Annotated in this window: 15 protein-coding genes; 13 read left to right on the top strand and 2 right to left on the bottom strand. The window is 63.1% G+C overall.

Annotated features, from left to right (window positions below):
- Window positions 1-13 precede the first annotated feature (13 nt).
- The gene (locus BJI47_RS20515) at window positions 14-2,404 is read left to right on the top strand and encodes a phosphoketolase family protein (protein ID WP_088945514.1); all 2,391 of its coding nucleotides are present in this window, start codon (window positions 14-16) and stop codon (window positions 2,402-2,404) included.
- Between the two features lie 19 nt (window positions 2,405-2,423).
- Here BJI47_RS20515 and BJI47_RS20510 read toward each other — a convergent pair whose 3' ends face one another.
- The gene (locus BJI47_RS20510; RefSeq protein ID WP_088945473.1) at window positions 2,424-3,119 is read right to left on the bottom strand and encodes a DUF305 domain-containing protein; all 696 of its coding nucleotides are present in this window, start codon (window positions 3,117-3,119) and stop codon (window positions 2,424-2,426) included.
- Window positions 3,116-4,033, bottom strand: a complete 918-nt coding sequence (locus tag BJI47_RS20505; protein ID WP_088945472.1) for a DUF3105 domain-containing protein — start codon at window positions 4,031-4,033, stop codon at window positions 3,116-3,118. Before BJI47_RS20505 ends, BJI47_RS20510 begins: the two co-directional genes overlap by 4 nt.
- Before the next feature lie 221 nt (window positions 4,034-4,254).
- Here BJI47_RS20505 and argS point away from each other — a divergent pair, with 221 nt between their 5' ends.
- From argS to BJI47_RS20445, 12 genes are all read left to right on the top strand, one after another.
- Window positions 4,255-5,907: an arginine--tRNA ligase gene (argS, locus tag BJI47_RS20500; protein WP_088945471.1), complete on the top strand. Its 1,653-nt coding sequence runs from the start codon at window positions 4,255-4,257 to the stop codon at window positions 5,905-5,907.
- Complete coding sequence (gene lysA, locus BJI47_RS20495; protein ID WP_088945470.1) at window positions 5,904-7,325, top strand: diaminopimelate decarboxylase; 1,422 nt, start codon at window positions 5,904-5,906, stop codon at window positions 7,323-7,325. Before argS ends, lysA begins: the two co-directional genes overlap by 4 nt.
- Window positions 7,322-8,626 carry a homoserine dehydrogenase gene (locus BJI47_RS20490; RefSeq protein ID WP_088945469.1) on the top strand — a complete coding sequence of 435 codons (1,305 nt, stop codon included), beginning with the start codon at window positions 7,322-7,324 and terminating at the stop codon, window positions 8,624-8,626. Before lysA ends, BJI47_RS20490 begins: the two co-directional genes overlap by 4 nt.
- The gene (gene thrC, locus BJI47_RS20485) at window positions 8,623-9,690 is read left to right on the top strand and encodes a threonine synthase (RefSeq protein ID WP_088945468.1); all 1,068 of its coding nucleotides are present in this window, start codon (window positions 8,623-8,625) and stop codon (window positions 9,688-9,690) included. Before BJI47_RS20490 ends, thrC begins: the two co-directional genes overlap by 4 nt.
- A gap of 17 nt (window positions 9,691-9,707) precedes the next feature.
- A complete protein-coding gene (gene thrB, locus BJI47_RS20480) occupies window positions 9,708-10,640 on the top strand; it encodes a homoserine kinase (protein WP_088945513.1) in 933 nt (310 codons plus the stop codon).
- Window positions 10,641-10,948: 308 nt separating this feature from the next.
- On the top strand, window positions 10,949-13,138 hold the full coding sequence (gene rho, locus BJI47_RS20475) for a transcription termination factor Rho (RefSeq protein WP_254900715.1): 2,190 nt from the start codon (window positions 10,949-10,951) through the stop codon (window positions 13,136-13,138).
- Between the two features lie 174 nt (window positions 13,139-13,312).
- Entirely contained in the window at window positions 13,313-13,546 is a 234-nt protein-coding gene (gene rpmE, locus BJI47_RS20470) for a 50S ribosomal protein L31 (protein WP_088945512.1), read from the top strand.
- A gap of 109 nt (window positions 13,547-13,655) precedes the next feature.
- Window positions 13,656-14,735, top strand: a complete 1,080-nt coding sequence (prfA, locus tag BJI47_RS20465; RefSeq protein ID WP_088945466.1) for a peptide chain release factor 1 — start codon at window positions 13,656-13,658, stop codon at window positions 14,733-14,735.
- A 77-nt stretch (window positions 14,736-14,812) separates the two neighbouring features.
- Complete coding sequence (gene prmC, locus BJI47_RS20460; RefSeq protein ID WP_088945465.1) at window positions 14,813-15,697, top strand: peptide chain release factor N(5)-glutamine methyltransferase; 885 nt, start codon at window positions 14,813-14,815, stop codon at window positions 15,695-15,697.
- A 70-nt stretch (window positions 15,698-15,767) separates the two neighbouring features.
- Complete coding sequence (locus tag BJI47_RS20455) at window positions 15,768-16,436, top strand: L-threonylcarbamoyladenylate synthase (protein WP_088945464.1); 669 nt, start codon at window positions 15,768-15,770, stop codon at window positions 16,434-16,436.
- Entirely contained in the window at window positions 16,433-17,716 is a 1,284-nt protein-coding gene (gene glyA / locus BJI47_RS20450) for a serine hydroxymethyltransferase (RefSeq protein ID WP_088945463.1), read from the top strand. The genes BJI47_RS20455 and glyA overlap by 4 nt, the downstream gene beginning before the upstream one ends.
- A complete protein-coding gene (locus tag BJI47_RS20445; RefSeq protein WP_088945462.1) occupies window positions 17,713-18,939 on the top strand; it encodes a glycosyltransferase family 4 protein in 1,227 nt (408 codons plus the stop codon). The genes glyA and BJI47_RS20445 overlap by 4 nt, the downstream gene beginning before the upstream one ends.
- The last annotated feature ends 37 nt before the right edge of the window (window positions 18,940-18,976 follow it).

Below are 18,976 nucleotides of genomic sequence, written 5' to 3'. Positions count from 1 at the left end.
CGAAAGGACCCACGTGACCGATCACGACTATTCGAGCGAAGATCTGGACCTCGATCTAAGGTGGTGGGCTGCTGCCAACTACCTGACCGTGGCCCAGATCTATCTGAAGGACAACACGTTGCTGCGTGAGCCTCTCACCGCGGCGCACATCAAGCCGCGTTTGCTGGGGCATTGGGGGACCAGCCCGTGCCTGTCGATGATCTACACCTTGCTCAACCGAAACATCAAGGACACCGGCGCGGACTGGCTGTATGTGACGGGCCCCGGCCACGGTGGGCCGGCACTCGTCGCGTCGACCTATCTCGAGGGGACGTACTCGGAGATCTATCCGCATATCTCGCGGGACACCGAGGGTGTGCACCGTCTGTGTCGTCAGTTCTCCTCGCCCGGTGGCATTCCCAGTCATGTGAGTGTGCAGACGCCGGGCAGTATCCACGAGGGCGGCGAGCTCGGGTACGCGCTCGTACATGCCGGTGGTGCAGCGTTCGACCGGCCGGATCTGACGGTGGCGTGTGTGATCGGCGACGGTGAGGCCGAGACCGGCCCACTCGCAGGCTCGTGGAAGTTGCCGGCGTTTCTCAACCCGCGCCGCGACGGTGCGGTGCTGCCGATTCTCAATCTCAACGGAGCAAAAATTGCAGGGCCCACGGTATTCGGACGCAGCGAAGACGCGGACATCGTCGACTTCCTGCACGGGCAGGGTTGGGACCCGGTCGTCGTTTCCGGTGATGATCCCCGCCTCGTGTTTCCAGCCCTCGAAGAGGCAATACGAAACTCGCACAGCAAGATTCGCGCCATTCAAGATGCGGCACGATCAGGCGGTGCCCCCGCTCAGGTGCGATGGCCGGCCATCATCCTGCGCACCCCGAAGGGGTGGACAGGGCCGCACACCGTCGACGGGGTCCTGGTAGAAGGGACCTTCCGCGCCCACCAGGTGCCGCTGTCCGGGGTGCGGAGCAACCCCGCACATCTGGCGCAGCTCGAATCTTGGATGCGCTCCTACGAGCCGGAGGCACTGTTCGACGCCGACGGCGCTCTTGTTCCCGAACTCGCTGCATTGGCACCCTCGGGGGACAAGAGAATGGGATCGACGCCGTACGCCAACGGCGGCAGACTCCTTCAGCCCCTGCGGATTCCGCCGCTCGAGAAGTACGAGATCGCGATCGAGTCGCCCGGCACCGGCTTCCACGAGACGACGCGGGTCCTCGGCGAACTCATGCGCGACATCTACGCCGACAACAAGCGTCCCGACGGCGGTGGCAACTTCCGACTGTTCTGCCCGGACGAGACGTCGAGCAATCGGCTGGCAGCGGTGTTCGAGGAGACCGATCGATGCTGGCAGTTGCCGACCGAGGAATGGGACGATCATCTTTCGGCAGACGGTCGCGTCATGGAGGTGCTCAGTGAGCACCTGTGCGAGGGATGGTTGGAGGCATACGTTCTCGCAGGCGGGCACGGCGTTTTCGCCAGCTACGAGGCGTTCGCGATGGTCAGCGTGTCGATGATGATTCAGCACGTGAAATGGCTACAACATGCCGCCGATCTGCCGTGGCGTGAACCCGTCGCGTCGTTGAACGTCCTGTTGACCAGTACGTGCTGGCGAAATGACCACAACGGGTTTTCCCACCAGGGCCCAGGAATGATCGACGCCGTCATCCCGCTCTCACCCGCGGTCGTTCGGATCTGGCTGCCGCCGGACTCCAACACGCTACTGTCGATCTCCGATCACTGCCTGCGCAGTCGCGATCACGTCAACCTGATCGTCGTCGACAAACAGCCCCATCTTCAGTATCTGACGCTCGAGCAGGCCAACGAACATTGCGCGGCAGGTGCGTCGATCTGGGAATGGGCGGGAACCGAAACCGACTCCGACGGCGCCCCGAACGAGCCCGACATCGTCCTTGCCGCGGCAGGGGACGTTCCGACGCAGGAGGTACTTGCGGCGGCGGAGATCTTGCGGGAATGGGTTCCGTACCTGCGTGTTCGAATGGTCAACGTCGTCGATCTGATGGCGTTGATGACTCCGGATGCGCATCCGCACGGCTTCCCGGAGGACAAGTTCGTGGGTCTGTTCACCGCAGACACCGATGTCGTATTCGCATTCCATGGCTACCCACGCGCGGTCCACGAGTTACTGCACGGCCGCACCGGAGCGGGTCGCTTCCACGTCCGCGGGTTCAACGAGCAGGGCACCACCACAACGCCGTTCGACATGGTCGTGCTCAACAAGATGAGCCGGTACCACCTCGTGCTCGAGGCGCTACGGCGATCGCGTCGAGTGCCAGAAAATGGCAGTGAGCTCGAAAAATTCTGCACATCGCAGTTGATTCGGCACGCGAGCTACATCGTCGAGCACCTCGAGGACATGCCCGAGGTGACCGACTGGACGTATTCCGCGCGCTGACGCGAGCCGAAAGGTCGACCTAATTGAAAGGAAGTGGTTCGGAGCCACGCTCGGCGAGCATCTGCTTCATGAGCGTGGCTTCACCTTCCTGCGTCGAGATCATCGACTGCGCGAGCCGAACCAGCGCAGGCGTTTCCGCGTGATCCGCGGCGTATTCCATCATCGCAAGCCCGCCCTGATGATGCCGCAGCATCAACTGCAGAAACATCACGTCGACGGCCGGGCCGGTTGCCTTTCGCAATGCGGCCAGCTCCTTGTTGGTTGCCATGCCGGGCATGGCTGCCAACGAGCTTGATTCGGCCGGCGTCATCGGTGTCATCGAATGGCCGTGCTCGTCACCGGACATCCAGCCCATGTATCCGTCTGGGCCCACGGGGGATCGGTCCCAGACCGCGAGCCAGCCCTGCATCTGACCGACCTGGTTCTGCTGGGAAGTCAGCATGTCGAACGCCAGAGTCCTCACACGCTGATCCTCGGCATTGGTCAACGCGATAGCGGACATGTCTATCGCCTGGTTGTGATGGACCGACATGTCCTGCGCGAAACCGACATCGACCGAGTCCGCGGCAGGAACCGAGTCATCCCCGCCGAGAAACGTAGTGCGGGCGAGGAAGCCGAGTGCGAAACCGACCGCAATCGCGGCGACGATACCGAGAATCAGCAGCGCCGTCTTCTGGCTCCGTACGGCCCGAGGCCGCTCCTCTACCGACGTCACGGTGTCGGAGCCTGCTGCTGCAGTTCGGGGGGCAACTGCAGATCGCTCGGAAGCTGCAGATCGGCCGGTAGACCCGCGGTGCCTGCACCCGACATCTCACTCGCGTCGGGTGTGATCCCTGCACCATCCATCGGCACAGCGTCGGCGCCGGGTGCCGACGGATCGAACGGCGGTGGGTCGTCCGGATCGAACGAACCTGGGATGGTCGCGCAACTCGCGCCGATCTCCGGGTATGCGAAACGGTTCAGCCGCAGCGCTGCGATGAACTGGCCGATTCGCTCGTCGTCGACACTGTCCAACTTGAGCTGGTGACCCCACGACTGCAAAGAGACCGGCGTATCCATCCCTGGGTACGGCGACATCATCATGTACGACTCGCCGTCGACCTTGTCGGCCAGCTGCGAAATTTCGTCCTCGCTGAGTTCATCGGGGTTGTAGGTGACCCAGATGGCACCGTGCTCGAGGCCATGCACTGCGTTTTCCGTGCGGATGGCTTCCGGATAGACGACGCCGGTGCAGGTAGCCCAGACAGCATCGTGCGGGCCACCGAATGGCGGCGACTGGTCGTACGCGACGCGTTGCTCGGGAGTGACGTGCAGCGCAGCGGGGTAGTCCATCTTCACTACATCGGCGATCGACGACGAGGGGTCCTGGTTGCTCTCGCTGGGCGCGAACTTCTGCGCCTCGGCCTGGTCCTGATACTTCGGAAAGAGATTGACGGCCAGGATCGCGACCAGGCCGACTATGACCACCACGGCACCGATGGTCAGCCAAGGAACCTGCGGTCCACTCTTGGCCAATCCGCCCTTGACGGCTGGTATGCCTCTGTTCTTCTTCTTTGCGCCTCTGATGGCCTTGTTGGCTTTAGCGGCCGACTTCTTGCCCTGACCGCCGCTCTCTTCACCCGTGGGCATCGCTGTCGTCGCTCTTTCCGTTGTGGGGCGTGTGCCGGAGCACACAAAGCTGCAGGCTCCGCGACAAGATGGCAACAGTTGTCGCAGAGCGCCACTACTGTACGTTCTCCGCTCCGAGCGGACCCTTCGAGGGAGCCGCAGCGGTGACAGTGGTCTCGAGTGGGTCTGGTGTAGGTACTGGCTGCGAACCGGCCATGCTCCAGCCCATAAGATGGTTACCTGTGACTCCCGCCGACCTTGCCGAACTGCTACGCGCGACCGCCGCGAAGGTGCTTGCCCAACGCGGCCTCGACGTCTCCGTGCTTCCCCCGACGTTGACGGTCGAGCGTCCGCGCAACCCTGAGCACGGTGATTACGCCACCAATGTTGCCCTCCAGGTCGCCAAGAAGGCGGGCGCGAACCCGCGGGACTTCGCCGGGTGGCTTGCGGAAGCACTTGCCGCCGAGCCCGCGATCGCCAGCGCTGAGGTCGCCGGGCCCGGGTTCCTCAATATCCGCCTTGCCGCCGATGCGCAGGGCGCGATCGTTGCGCAGGCTCTGGCAGAGGGCGCATCCTTCGGCAACGGAACGTTGCTCGACAACGTCAAGGTCAACCTCGAATTCGTCTCCGCCAACCCGACAGGTCCGATCCACCTCGGTGGTACCAGGTGGGCCGCCGTCGGTGACGCCCTCGGCCGCATTCTTTCGGCACAGGGAGCCGAGGTGGTGCGTGAGTACTACTTCAACGACCACGGCGCGCAGATCGACCGCTTCAGCCGCTCGCTCATTGCGGCAGCAAAGGCCGAACCCGCACCCGAAGACGGGTACGCGGGTGCCTATATCAGTGAGATCGCAGCAGCGGTTCTGGCCGAGAACCCGCAAGCGCTCGCACTGTCCCCGGACGCCGCGGCCGAGACGTTCCGATCTATCGGCGTCGAGCTGATGTTCGATCAGATCAAGAAGAACCTGCACGAGTTCGGCGTCGACTTCGACGTCTACTTCCACGAGAACTCGCTGTTCGAATCCGGTGCCGTCGAGCGCAGCGTCGAGTTTCTGAAGAATTCCGGCAGCCTGTACGAGGCCGACGGGGCATGGTGGCTCAAGAGCACCGACTACGGCGACGACAAAGATCGCGTCGTCATCAAGAGTGACGGCAACGCCGCGTACATCGCCGGCGACATCGCGTACTTCCAGGACAAGCGCCGCCGGGGGTTCGATCTGTGCATCTACATGCTCGGGGCCGATCACCACGGCTACATCGGTCGGCTAAAGGCCGCTGCAGCTGCGTTCGGTGACGATCCGAACACGGTCGAGGTTCTGATCGGCCAAATGGTCAACCTGGTGCGCGACGGTGTCGCGGTGAAGATGAGCAAGCGCGCGGGCACGGTCATCACGTTGGACGATCTTGTCGATGCCATCGGCGTCGACGCGGCTCGGTACGCCCTGGTCCGGTCCTCCGTCGACTCGAGCATCGACATCGACTTGGAACTGTGGGCCAGTGAGAGCAGCGAGAACCCGGTCTATTACGTGCAGTACGCGCACGCCAGGCTCGCATCGCTCGCTCGCGGCGCCGTCGAACTGGGAGTCACCGCTGAAAACCCGGACCTGAGCCTGCTCACGCACGAGCAGGAAGGCGAATTGATCCGGACCATCGGCGAGTACCCGAGAGTCGTCGCCAGTGCCGCAGACTTGCGTGAGCCGCATCGCATTGCCCGCTACCTGGAAGAATTGGCTGGCGCCTATCACCGTTTCTATGGAGCATGTCGGGTACTTCCCCAAGGAGACGAGGAGCCGGGCCCAGTGAATACCGCACGTTTGACGTTGGGTAGTGCAACCAGACAGGTGCTGGCCAATGGCCTTGCTCTGCTCGGGGTCAGTGCACCGGAGCGAATGTGAGCGCGCATCCCGCCGGACCGAAGCATGCCGAAACCCCGATAGGAGACACTGTGACCGAGAAGCCGGCAACTGCGTCGGACATGACAATGCTTCCCGCGCATGTCTATCCGCGCAACGCCGAACGCGCCGCCGACGGCGTTGTCTCCCTGGCCGGAGTACCGGTCACGGAGTTGGCAGCCGAATACGGAACCCCCTTGTTCGTCATCGACGAAGACGATTTCCGTTCGCGTGCAAGGGAAATGGCTGTTGCTTTCGGTAATCCCGCACGCGTTCACTATGCGTCCAAAGCGTTCTTGTGCGGGGAAATTGCGCGCTGGGTCGCCGACGAGGGGCTCTCGCTCGACGTGTGTTCCGGCGGCGAGCTGAGTGTCGCGCTTGCCGCCGGGTTCCCGGCCGACCGAATTGCCATGCACGGCAACAATAAGTCCGTCGCAGAACTTACAGCCGGCGTCACCGCCGGTGTCGAGCACGTGGTGCTCGATTCGATGATCGAGATCGATCGGCTCGACGCGGTCGCCGGTGGTATGGACGTCGTACAGGACGTCCTGGTGCGCGTGACCGTCGGAGTCGAAGCGCATACCCATGAATTCATCGCAACTGCGCACGAGGATCAGAAGTTCGGCTTCTCGCTCGCTGACGGATCGGCACTCGAAGCCGTCCGCCGAGTGTTCGGGGCAGGCAACCTCAGGCTCGTGGGATTGCACAGCCATATCGGGTCGCAAATCTTCGAAGTCGACGGATTCGAACTGGCGGCGCACAAGCTGATCGGGATGCTGGCCGAGGTGGTCTCCGAATTCGGCGTGGACAAGACCGCCCAGATTTCGACGATCGACCTCGGCGGCGGCATGGGTATTTCGTACGTGCCGAGCGACGATCCGCCACCGATCGATGAGCTTGCCGCCAAGTTGAAGTCGATCGTCGCGACCGAATCCGCTCGCGTCGGACTGCCTGTTCCGAAGGTCGATGTCGAGCCCGGCCGCGCCATTGCAGGTCCTGGAACGGTGACGCTCTACGAGGTCGGAACGATCAAGGACGTCACCGTCGATGCCGCGTTGCGCAGACGCTACATCAGCGTCGACGGCGGAATGAGTGACAACATCCGTACCTCGCTGTATCAGGCGGAGTACGACTGCCGGCTTGTCTCGCGAGACAGTGCGGCCGAAGGGGTTCTGGCGCGTGTTGTCGGAAAGCATTGCGAGAGCGGCGATGTGGTGATCAAGAACACCTGGATGCCGAGTGATGTCGGCCCGGGTGATCTGCTGGCGGTAGCTGCGACGGGTGCCTACTGCTACTCGATGTCCAGCCGCTACAACCTGCTTACTCGACCTGCCGTGGTGGCAGTGAAAGACGGAAAGTCCCGCCTCGTTCTGCGCCGGGAGACATTGCAAGATCTGCTCAGCTTGGAGGTGCAACCATGACATCGAAGAAGACCATAGGCATCGCGGTACTCGGACTCGGGAACGTCGGCAGCGAAGTAGTACGCATACTGACCGAGAACGCGTCGGATTTCGAGGCGAGAGTCGGTGTTCCCGTAGAGATCCGGGGTATTGCCGTACGCCGAATCGACGGAGATCGCGGAGTCGACCCGGCTTTGCTCACCGATGACCCGGCCGCGCTGGTGGATCGTGACGACGTCGACATCGTGGTCGAGGTCCTCGGCGGGATCGAGGTACCGCGCAAGCTGATTCTCGCGGCGCTGGAGAAGGGCAAGTCGGTGGTGACCGCCAACAAGGCGCTGCTGGCGGAATACACCGGAGAGCTGGCAGACGCTGCCGAGAAGTCGCGCGCCGACCTGTACTTCGAGGCTGCGGTCGCCGGTGCCATTCCCGTCGTCCGTCCGCTCATGCAGTCCCTCGCAGGCGACCGTGTCAACAAAGTGGCCGGAATCGTCAACGGCACCACCAACTTCATCCTTTCCGCGATGGACGAGACAGGTGCGGACTACGCCGAGACATTGGCCGAGGCAGGGCGATTGGGCTACGCCGAGGCGGATCCCACAGCCGACGTCGAAGGCTACGACGCGGCATCGAAGGCAGCCATCCTTGCGTCGATCGCATTCCACACTCGCGTGACGGCAGGTGACGTCTACCGTGAAGGCATCAGCAAGATCACCTCGGCCGACCTCGAGATGGCGCGCTCGCTCGACTGCACCATCAAGCTGCTCGCTCTCTGCGAGCGCATCACCACACCCAATGGCCAGGACCGAATCTCGGCGCGTGTGTATCCAGCATTGGTTCCGCTGGACCACCCGCTGGCCACAGTGAACGGCGCTTTCAACGCGATCGTCGTCGAGGCCGAGGCTGCCGGACGCCTCATGTTCTACGGGCAAGGTGCCGGCGGCGCTCCCACCGCGTCTGCCGTTCTCGGTGACCTCGTCATGGCTGCCCGAAACAAGTTCTACGGTGGCCGTGGCCCGCTGGAATCCAAGTACGCAAAGCTCAAGATTGCGCCCATGGGCGATATAACAACCAGGTATTACGTCAACATGCAGGTAGCCGACCGCCCAGGCGTGCTGGCCACTGTCGCTGCTGAATTCGCCAACCACGACGTGAGCATCTCGACCGTGCGTCAGCAGGGTTCGGGCGACGGTGCCTGCCTGGTCGTCGTCACTCATCTGGCGTCGGATTCCGCGTTGTCCAAAACCGTGTCGGCGTTGGAAAAGATGGACGTCGTCACCTCCGTTTCAAGCGTTCTCCGATTGGAAGGCACCACCGTATGAGCGTCCACACCCCTTGGCCAGGCCTGATCGAGGCGTATCGTTCTCGCCTCGCGATCGGTCCCGACTGGAAGACAGTGACGCTGCTCGAGGGCGCAACTCCGCTCATCCATGCAGAGCGACTGTCCGAGCTCACCGGCTGCGAGGTCCATCTGAAGGTCGAGGGATTGAATCCCACCGGCTCGTTCAAGGACCGCGGTATGACGATGGCAGTCACCGACGCGCTTGCGCGCGGGCAGGAAGCTGTTCTGTGCGCCTCGACCGGCAACACCTCTGCCTCCGCTGCGGCCTACGCGGCCAAGGCAGGCATGGGCTGCGCGGTCCTCGTTCCCCAGGGGAAGATCGCCATGGGCAAGCTTGCCCAGGCAGTCATGCACGGCGCGAAGATCATTCAGGTGCAGGGCAACTTCGACGATTGCCTTGAACTCGCACGCAAGACCACCGCAGAGTTTCCGACGATCGGACTCGTCAACTCGGTGAACCCCGTTCGCATCGAAGGCCAGAAGACAGCGGCATTCGAAATCTGCGACGCGATGGGAAATGCTCCCGACGTCCATGTACTGCCGGTAGGCAACGCAGGCAACATCACTGCTTATTGGCGCGGTTACTCGGAGTACTTCCGGGACGGCCTCACCACGGTCAAGCCGCGGATGCTCGGAGTGCAGGCCGCGGGTGCGGCACCGCTCGTACACGGAGCGCCCGTCGCCGAACCCGAAACGATCGCCACCGCCATTCGCATCGGGTCCCCGGCGTCGTGGAACGGTGCAGTCGCGGCCAAAGAGGAGTCGGGCGGTGCCTTCCGTGCCGCCACCGACGAGGAAATCCTCGAGGCCTACCGCCTTGTGGCCAAGACCGAAGGCATCTTCGTAGAGCCTGCGTCCGCGGCGAGCATCGCGGGCCTGATTGCGGCGCGTAAGGAAGGTTGGCTCGACAGTGGCCTGACCGTCGTCTGCACGGTCACCGGCAACGGACTCAAGGATCCTGACACGGCTCTGGCTGGAATGCCTGTGGTCGAGCCGATTCCGGTCGATCCGGTAGCTGTCGCGTCGGCCCTCGAGCTGGCCTAGTGGCGAAGACTCAGCCCATGACGACAACACTCCCGCAGGGTTTGACGGTGACGGCCCGGGTTCCCGCGTCCAGCGCGAACCTCGGGCCCGGCTTCGACACCCTGGGGATAGCGCTGGGCCTCTACGACGAGATTTCGGTGACGACGACTGCGTCCGGGCTGAGTATTCGTGTTCAAGGTGAAGGTGCGGACGACGTGCCTTGGGGTCCCACTCATCTGGTGGTGCGGGCAATCGAGAGGGGACTCGAAGCCGCGGGGGTGTGGGCAGATGGCCTGGATGTGGTGTGCACCAATGTAATCCCGCACTCGCGAGGGTTGGGGTCTTCGGCGTCGGCCGTCGTCGGGGGTTTGGCCGCGGCAAACGGGCTCGCTGCCAAGCTCGATCCTGCTCTGACTTTGAGCCTCGATCAGCTCGTGCAACTGGCGTCGGAGTTCGAGGGCCATCCTGACAATGCATCCGCCAGCGTCCTCGGCGGCGCGGTGGTGTCATGGAGCGAGCACGCGAGCGCGAGCATCACACAACGAAAGTATTCGGCCGTCCGATTGGCGGTTCATCCGGACATCCACGTCGTAGCGTTGGTTCCCGCCGAACGGTCCTCGACGTCGCACACTCGCGGGCTCCTGCCCGAACTGGTTCCGCACCGCGACGCTGCCTTCAATGTCAGCCGCGGTGCCCTGACCGTCGTCGCGCTCACTCGACGTCCGGATCTTCTGATGCCCGCTACCGAAGATCTGCTGCATCAGGGGCAACGGTCGGTCGCTCTACCGGAGTCTGCGAAGTGGATAGCGGCACTGCGCTCGAGGGGTATCGCAGCGGTGCTGTCCGGTGCTGGACCGACGGTGCTGGCACTGTGTACCGTGCCCTTCCCCGAGGACCTCAAAGTGCTGGCCGAGAGTGAAGGTGTAAGGGTCCTCGAGCTCGCCGTAGCGGACGGTGTCTGCATTTCTTGAAACTCGCTGATAACCGGTTGTTGCCGACTGCGCCCTCGGAGGCTATCCTGAGGAAAGTCCGTACATCGTGCGCTTCAGACGCCGGTTATCACCAGGGCAATCAAGTCACAGTATTCGGGGGAATCAACGTCCGGGTTTCGTGATGCACCTGGCTCGGCCCCTCCCGTAGTTTGCATACGGTCTCGGGTCGGTCGTCTGTCCGAATCGCGTCGATCATGAACGGAAATATCCGGGTTCGATACGACCTTCGTGCTCCGGAACGAACCCTCTGCTGCGCACACTGCGAGCGAGGGAAGGAAAGGACCTCCGTGACCGATACGGAACTGATCTCCGCCCCTGACAAGACGCGCCGCGGAGCTGGCCTGTCCGGAATGGTGCTCACCGAGCTACGCAGCCTTGCTGGCGAACTCGGAATCAAGAGTGTCTCCGGCATGCGCAAAGGTGACCTGATCGCCGCCATTTCCGCACGTCAGTCTGGTAGTGGTGCACAAAAGTCGGACGGCTCCAAGTCTGGCGCATCCAAGTCCGGCGGTGCTGAGCCCGACACCGACAAGGCCCTGTCGAGTCCCAGTACGGCCACCGTCGCTCCGAGCGCGGTGCCCGTTGTCGACAGTCCCGCACGTGTCGAAACTGCGCCCGACCGAACTGCCGCGCAGTCGGCCGAACAGGCTCCTGCCGAAGACGCGACCGACGCCCCACGCCGTACCAGAGGCCGTAGAGCTGCAGGTCGCCGCGCAGGCGCGCCGGACCAGTTGCCGCTCGACGACTCCGCTACGCAGGCTGAAGTCACAACGCCGTCCGGTGCCACCGAATCAGTCGAGACCGCTACCGAGCAGTCCGCGGCGAACGGAGCACCGAACAACTCGGATCAGTCTGAGTCCTCGTCCAACGAGCGACCACGAAGGACGCGTTCCGAGCGCGGCAACGACTCGCGCAGTGAATCCCGGGGCAACGACTCGCGGGGCAACGACTCGCGGAGCAACGATTCCCGTGGCAGTCGCGGCGATTCATCGGACGAAGACGGCAACACCCGCACCGACAGCAACCGTGGTGAGAACAACCGCAACGACAGTCGCAGCGAGAACAACCGTGGCGAGGGTAGTCGTAACGAGAACAACCGCAACCGCAGTCGCAACCAGAGCGACGGTCGTGGCGAAGACCGCAATAGCAACAACAGCGGCAACAACGGTGGCAACAACGGTCCTCGCGACGGCCGAGACAACAACAACCAGGACGATGAGGGCGACGGCCGGGGGCGTAGAGGCCGTCGGTTCCGTGAACGTCGTCGTGGACGCGATCGTGGCGAGGGTGGCGAAAGCCGCGAGCGTGAGCCCGAGATTCGCGAAGACGATGTCCTACAACCAGTAGCCGGCATCCTCGACGTCCTCGACAACTACGCGTTCGTTCGTACCTCCGGGTATCTAGCCGGGCCCAACGACGTCTACGTCTCGATGAACCTCGTGCGTAAGAACGGTCTACGTCGTGGTGACGCCGTGACAGGCGCGGTTCGCGTTGCACGCGAAGGCGAGCAGTCCGGTCAGCGGCAGAAGTTCAATCCGTTGGTTCGTCTGGACACGGTCAACGGTGGCGACGTCGAGGCAGCACGCAAGCGCCCTGAGTTCGGCAAGTTGACCCCTTTGTACCCCAACCAGCGTCTGCGCCTGGAAACGACGCCGAACATTCTCACCACTCGAATCATCGACTTGGTGATGCCGATCGGTAAGGGTCAGCGTGCGCTGATCGTGAGTCCGCCGAAGGCAGGTAAGACCAGCGTTCTGCAGGCGATCGCCAACGCGATCTCGGTCAACAACCCCGAGTGCTACCTGATGGTCGTCCTGGTGGACGAGCGTCCCGAGGAAGTCACCGACATGCAGCGTTCGGTGAAAGGCGAGGTCATCGCCTCGACTTTCGACCGCCCACCGGGCGATCACACCGCGGTGGCGGAACTTGCGATCGAGCGTGCGAAGCGATTGGTAGAAGCGGGCCAGGACGTCGTCGTCCTCCTCGACTCGATCACTAGACTCGGCCGCGCGTACAACAACAGTTCACCTGCCTCGGGCCGAATCCTCTCCGGCGGCGTCGATTCGACGGCACTGTATCCACCCAAGCGTTTTCTCGGTGCGGCTCGAAACATCGAGAACGGTGGATCGCTGACGATCATCGCCACGGCAATGGTCGAGACCGGTTCCACCGGCGACACCGTCATCTTCGAGGAGTTCAAGGGCACCGGAAACGCGGAGCTCAAGCTCGATCGCAAGATCGCCGAGCGACGTGTGTTCCCCGCGGTCGACGTCAACCCGTCCGGCACGCGTAAGGACGAGTTGCTGCTCAATCCTGACGAGGCAGCAGTGCTGCACAAGCTGCGGCGTGTGCTGTCCGGGCTGGACTCGCACCAGGCAATCGACCTGCTTGTCGATCGTCTGAAGAAGAGCAAGAGCAACCTCGAATTTCTGATGCAGGTGTCCAAGACCGCTCCCGGCGGAATCGACGACAACTAGCAGGGAACAAGTCGGCAGGTGCGAGTGTTGTTGCACCTGCCGACATCGAAACATCGGGCGAAAGATCCGGTGATCGGGTCAAGAATTTCGTCTGGCATACTGATCGGCTTAGTCCGGTTCCGGTTCACGTCCTCGATTGGCGAGGGCGACCCGGCGACCATTGAAAGGGACACCATGAAGGCAGGAATCCACCCCAACTACACGCTCACCACTGTTGTGTGCGGTTGCGGCAATACTTTCGAAACCCACAGCACCACCGACAAAGAGCGCATCAACGTCGAGGTCTGCTCGCAGTGCCACCCGTTCTACACGGGCAAGCAGAAGATTCTCGACACCGGTGGTCGCGTTGCTCGTTTCGAGGCTCGTTACGGAAAGCGCGCTGGCAAGAAGACCGAAGCCGACGCATAGCTGTTCCGCCGACGCCCGTCCTGCGAAGTATGCAGGGCGGGCGTCGGTTTTTTCATGCGGTGACTGTGTTGTGTAGCGACTGTGGATCTATCGAAGACGGAGAAATATCATGGCGAGGACGACAAAGCCTTCGGCAATCGACGATATTCTCGCCGAGCATTCGGGCCTCGAGCAGCAGCTGGCCGATCCCGCGCTGCACAACGATCCCTCGGCGGCGCGTCGAGCAGGCAAACGTTTCGCCGAACTTGCGCCCATCATGTCGGTGCACGGCAAGCTCACCACCGCCCAGGACGATCTCGAAGCTGCCCGCGAACTCGCGGCCGACGATGCATCGTTCGCCGCGGAGATTCCGGACCTCGAAGCGACGGTAGTTCGCTTGGAACACACACTCGCAGACCTCCTGGCCCCGCGTGACCCGCACGATGGCGACGACATCGTCATGGAGGTCAAGTCAGGGGAAGGCGGAGAGGAATCCGCGCTGTTCGCCGCCGATCTTGCGCGCATGTATCTCCGGTACGCCGAACGTCGGGGATGGCGCGTCGAGATACTGGACGCGAACGTTTCGGATCTGGGCGGATACAAGGACGCCACATTGTCGATCAAGGCAAAGTCCGGCTCGCTCGACGGCGTTTGGGCACGACTGAAGTTCGAAGGCGGGGTGCATCGCGTGCAGCGTGTGCCGGTCACCGAATCGCAGGGTCGAGTGCACACCTCCGCGGCAGGAATTCTGGTCTATCCGGAGCCCGACGAGGTCGAGGCAGTGCAAATCGACGAGACCGATCTCCGCATAGACGTCTATCGCTCCTCGGGTAAGGGCGGTCAGGGCGTCAACACCACCGACTCCGCCGTACGAATCACGCACCTTCCCACGGGAATCGTTGTTACGTGCCAGAACGAGCGATCACAGCTGCAGAACAAGGCCCGTGCTATGCAGGTGCTCGCAGCGCGAATGCAAGCCGCTGCGGAGGAGGCTGCCGACGAAGAGGCAGCGGCCGGGCGGGCGAGCCAGGTTCGTACCGTCGACCGTTCGGAGCGGATTCGCACGTACAACTTTCCAGAGAACCGCATCACCGATCACCGCATCGGGTTCAAGGCGCACAACTTGGATGCCGTGCTCGACGGTGAACTCGACGCGTTGCTCGATGCGCTCGGCAAGGCCGACCGTGAAGCGCGGATGCAGGCCGAATAATTTCGGCGTTTCCTCGCCTTCTTGCACTCTGACCGTGCGTTTTTCTTCACCTCACGGCGCCATGGCACGCTGTACCGGTGACCCGTAAACCACTACGCCTGGCAATTCTCGAAGCGACGTCGACGCTCGAGGCTGCTGGGGTTCCAAGTCCCCGCGTCGATGCCGAATTGCTCGCATCGCATCTCATCGGTGTCGAGCGTGGTCGGCTGGGCCTCGTGCCGCTCGTGGAGCCGGAGGTCATCGAGGCCTATCAGAAAACTATCGCTCAACGGGCGAAGCGTATTCCTCTTCAATACATCACCGGCACAACAGCTCTGGGTAATATCGACGTCGAGGTCGGTCCTGGTGTGTTTGTTCCGCGTCCGGAGACCGAGTTGCTTCTCGGGTGGGCGCTCGCTTTCCTCGAAGGCGTCGATCATCGCCCTCCCGTGGTCCTCGACCTGTGCACCGGGTCGGGAGCACTCGCCCTTGCCGTGGCGAACGCCAGACCCGACGCTCAGGTCCACGCCGTCGAACTCGACCCTTCGGCACTCGCCTGGGCGAGACGCAATGCCGACTTGCGCGCGAGGCTCGGGGACACCCCCATCACCCTTCACCACGGCGACGTCACCGATCGGTCACTACTGGCAGAGTTGGACGGTCGGGTAGATGTCATCGTCGCCAACCCTCCGTACATCCCCGAGGATGCCGTTCTCGAACCCGAGGTGGCCGATCACGACCCCCACATCGCGCTGTTCGGTGGCGTCGACGGACTGTCGGTGATCGGACCGATGATCGACAACATTGCTCGATGGCTTCGGATCGGCGGGGGAGTCGGCGTCGAGCACGACGACTCGCACGGCGAACGCGTCGCAGAATTGTTCGAGCGCAGGCGGGTATTCACCGACGTTGCTCCGCACCCCGACCTGACCGGCCGTCCACGGTTCGTCGTGGCGTCTCGAGCTGTCAGCCCGGAGTCCTGAACTTCACGTGTGAGATGCGCAGGGTGAGGCTCGGGAAACTGTGACCGGAACGCAGTGACAGGATAGAGGGGTGAGCACTGTCTACGACTGCCAGCAAGCCGACTCCCGCGCGGCCGGATTGACCGCAGCCAGAGGCGCCCTCAAGTCAGGTCGTCTGGTCGTGATGCCTACCGACACCCTGTACGGACTCGGTGCCGATGCATTCGACAGCAGTGCTGTCACCGATTTGCTGCGCGCCAAGGGACGAGGACGCGACATGCCAGTTCCTGTTCTCGTCGGATCCTGGAGCACCATCGACGGACTGGTGACCGGTGTACGCCCAAGGACGCGCGACCTGATCAAGGCCTTTTGGCCCGGGGCGCTGAGTCTCGTCGTCCAGCAAGCTCCTTCATTGGCGTGGGATCTGGGAGATTCGCGGGGAACGGTCATGCTCAGGATGCCGCTGCACCCTGTCGCCCTCGAATTGCTGCGCGAGGTGGGACCGCTGGCTGTCTCGAGTGCGAACATCTCCGGCCAACCCCCGGCCACCACTGTCGGCGAGGCACGTGATCAGCTCGGTGGATCGGCTGCGGTCTACCTCGACGGTGGTCCGGCCGAGCATGCTGTCGCCTCCACCATCGTCGATTTGACCTCCGAGACACCGAGGATCTTGAGGGAGGGCGCTATCTCTGCAGCGGCTGTCGCGGAGGTTCTCGGCGTGCCTGTCGAGAGTCTGCTGCGGGGGAGTGCCGATGCATGAGTGAGACGCCTTTCTACGGCCCGGATTTCGCCGAATTGCACGCGGAGGACCCGGAGATCGCCGATGTCCTGCTCGGTGAACTGGAGCGGGTCCGCGGTGGACTGCAGCTCATCGCCAGTGAAAATTTGACGAGCCCGGCAGTGATGGCTGCGCAGGGAAGCATTCTCAGCAACAAGTACGCCGAGGGGTATCCCGGACACCGGTATTACGGCGGTTGCGAGATGGTCGATCGCGCCGAGAACCTCGCTGTCGATCGGGCCAAGGCATTGTTCGATGCCGACCATGTCAACGTTCAGCCACACTCGGGTGCAAATGCGAACCTTGCTGTGTACGCGGCGTTCGCGAAACCGGGCGACGCGGTCCTGGCGATGAGCTTGCCTCACGGCGGACACCTCACGCACGGTTCGAAAGTCAGCTTCTCGGGCAAGTGGTTCAGCCCCGTTCCCTATCACGTTCGGAAAGACACCGAGCTGATCGATTACGACGAAGTACGAGATCTGGCGTTGGTGCATCGTCCCAAGATCATCGTTGCCGGAGCTACGGCGTACTCACGCCTCATCGACTTCGCTACTTTTCGTTCGATCGCAGACGAGGTCGGTGCCATCCTATGGGTCGATGCGGCTCACTTCATCGGTCTCGTTGCGGGCCAGGCCATTCCGTCTCCGGTTCCGTTTGCCGATGTCGTGTCCGCCACTACCCACAAGGTTCTGCGCGGTCCTCGCGGCGGCATGCTGATGTGCCGTGCCGAGCATGCTCGTGCCATCGACAAAGCAGTCTTCCCGTTCAGCCAGGGCGGACCGCTCATGCACACCATCGCGGCAAAGGCTGTGGCGTTCGCCGAGGCTGCGACGCCGAGCTACCGCAACTATGCGCTGAACGTCGTCGCCAACGCCCAAGCCTTGTCCAACTCGCTCGTCGAGTCCGGAATGCGCACGGTGTCCGGCGGAACGGATACCCACCTCGCGCTCCTGGATCTGCAAGGTCTCGGGATCGATGGCCGCAGCGCGGAATCGCGGTGTGAGGCAGCGGGGATAACGCTCAACAAAAACACGATTCCCTTCGACCCTGCCCCGCCTGCGGTGGCATCCGGTATCCGGGTCGGATCGGCCGCGGTCACGACGCAGGGTTTCGACACGTCCGAGATGGCCGTCGTCGGAAAGCTCGTCGCACGCGCGGTCCGCGCAGAACAGGGGACGGTCGTCGGTGATCGTGAGATTGCCGCTGTGAAGGCCGAGGTCGCCGACCTCGTCTCACGCAAGCCGGCCTATTCTCGCGCATGAATGTCGTCGCCGTGGGTGCACCCTACGACGTGCTGGCCCAGGCAAACCAGGGCGCCGGCGTCCCCATCCGTGAATTGCTGTTGGTGTGTCTGACCGCTGCGGTCGTGACTTTTCTTGCGACCGGCGGCGTCCGGGTGCTGGCGAACAAGTTCGGCGCGGTTGCGGCACCACGTGAGCGTGACGTCCATGTCGTTCCGACACCGAGACTCGGTGGGACCGGCATGTATCTCGGAATGCTGGTCGCGTTGCTGTTCGCATCCCAACTCCCGGCGCTTACACGCGGTTTCGGGTACACCCAGGACATCCCCGCTGCGCTCGTCGCCGGCTTCGTGATCGTCGGGGTCGGAGTCATCGACGATCGTTGGGGCCTGGACGCACTCACCAAATTCGTCGGCCAGGTCACCGCAGCCGGTGTGCTCGTCGTGATGGGCGTGAGCTGGTACATCATCTATGTGCCCTGGTCGGACGGCGGCTTCACCGTCGTGCTCGACCAACTGCAGGCGGGTCTGGTCACGGTGCTCGTCACCGTGGTGATGGTCAACGCGATGAACTTTGTCGACGGCCTCGACGGCCTCGCTGCAGGCCTTGGGCTGATCGCCTCGGTGGCAATTTGTATCTTCTCCGTAGGGCTGCTCAACGAGCAAGGGGGAGATGTCGGCGTCTACCCACCGGCGGTGATAGCTGCCGCATTGGCTGGTGCCTGCCTCGGTTTCCTGCCACACAACTTTCAGCCGGCGCGGATCTTCATGGGTGACTCGGGCTCGATGCTGATCGGGCTGATGCTGGCCACGGTATCGACCAGTGCCTCCGGCCGTATCCCGCTGAACGCCTACGGGCCGCGGGACCTGGTCGGACTTCTTACTCCACTCCTCCTCGTCGGCGCCATCATGTTCATCCCGATGCTGGACCTTCTTCTCGCCGTCGTGCGAAGAACACGCGCCGGACGCAGCCCCTTCAGCCCGGACAAGATGCACCTGCATCACCGTTTGCTGCAGATCGGTCACTCCCATCGCCGCGTGGTGCTGGTTATCTATCTGTGGGTCGGGGTCCTGGCCTTCGGCGCAGTCGGGTCGTCACTGATCGATCGAAGAATCGTCGTGTTGCTCGTGGCGGCGGGTCTGGTATTCGCACTGGTGGTGACCGTCGTGCCGACCGTCCGAATCGACATGGCACGCGAGCGAAGACGTACAAGGAACAGCAGTCGACGAGGCCGTCGGTCCTGACGAGCGATTGTGCTGGGTAGTCTGTGCGTCTGTGAGC

Source organism: Rhodococcus sp. 1168 (assembly GCF_002091955.1).
Taxonomy (GTDB): Bacteria; Actinomycetota; Actinomycetes; order Mycobacteriales; family Mycobacteriaceae; genus Rhodococcoides.
Note: the sequence above shows the minus strand (reverse complement) of the source record. Positions and strands in the feature narration are given on the sequence as shown.

What these genes read in the sequence shown, in the direction of transcription:
- BJI47_RS20505 (WP_088945472.1), bottom strand. Translation starts at nt 4,033, where the DNA reads ATGCCCACGGGTGAAGAGAGCGGCGGTCAGGGCAAGAAGTCGGCCGCT.
- BJI47_RS20490 (WP_088945469.1), top strand. Translation starts at nt 7,322, where the DNA reads ATGACATCGAAGAAGACCATAGGCATCGCGGTACTCGGACTCGGGAAC.
- thrC (WP_088945468.1), top strand. Translation starts at nt 8,623, where the DNA reads ATGAGCGTCCACACCCCTTGGCCAGGCCTGATCGAGGCGTATCGTTCT.
- thrB (WP_088945513.1), top strand. Translation starts at nt 9,708, where the DNA reads ATGACGACAACACTCCCGCAGGGTTTGACGGTGACGGCCCGGGTTCCC.
- rpmE (WP_088945512.1), top strand. Translation starts at nt 13,313, where the DNA reads ATGAAGGCAGGAATCCACCCCAACTACACGCTCACCACTGTTGTGTGC.
- prfA (WP_088945466.1), top strand. Translation starts at nt 13,656, where the DNA reads ATGGCGAGGACGACAAAGCCTTCGGCAATCGACGATATTCTCGCCGAG.
- glyA (WP_088945463.1), top strand. Translation starts at nt 16,433, where the DNA reads ATGAGTGAGACGCCTTTCTACGGCCCGGATTTCGCCGAATTGCACGCG.
- BJI47_RS20445 (WP_088945462.1), top strand. Translation starts at nt 17,713, where the DNA reads ATGAATGTCGTCGCCGTGGGTGCACCCTACGACGTGCTGGCCCAGGCA.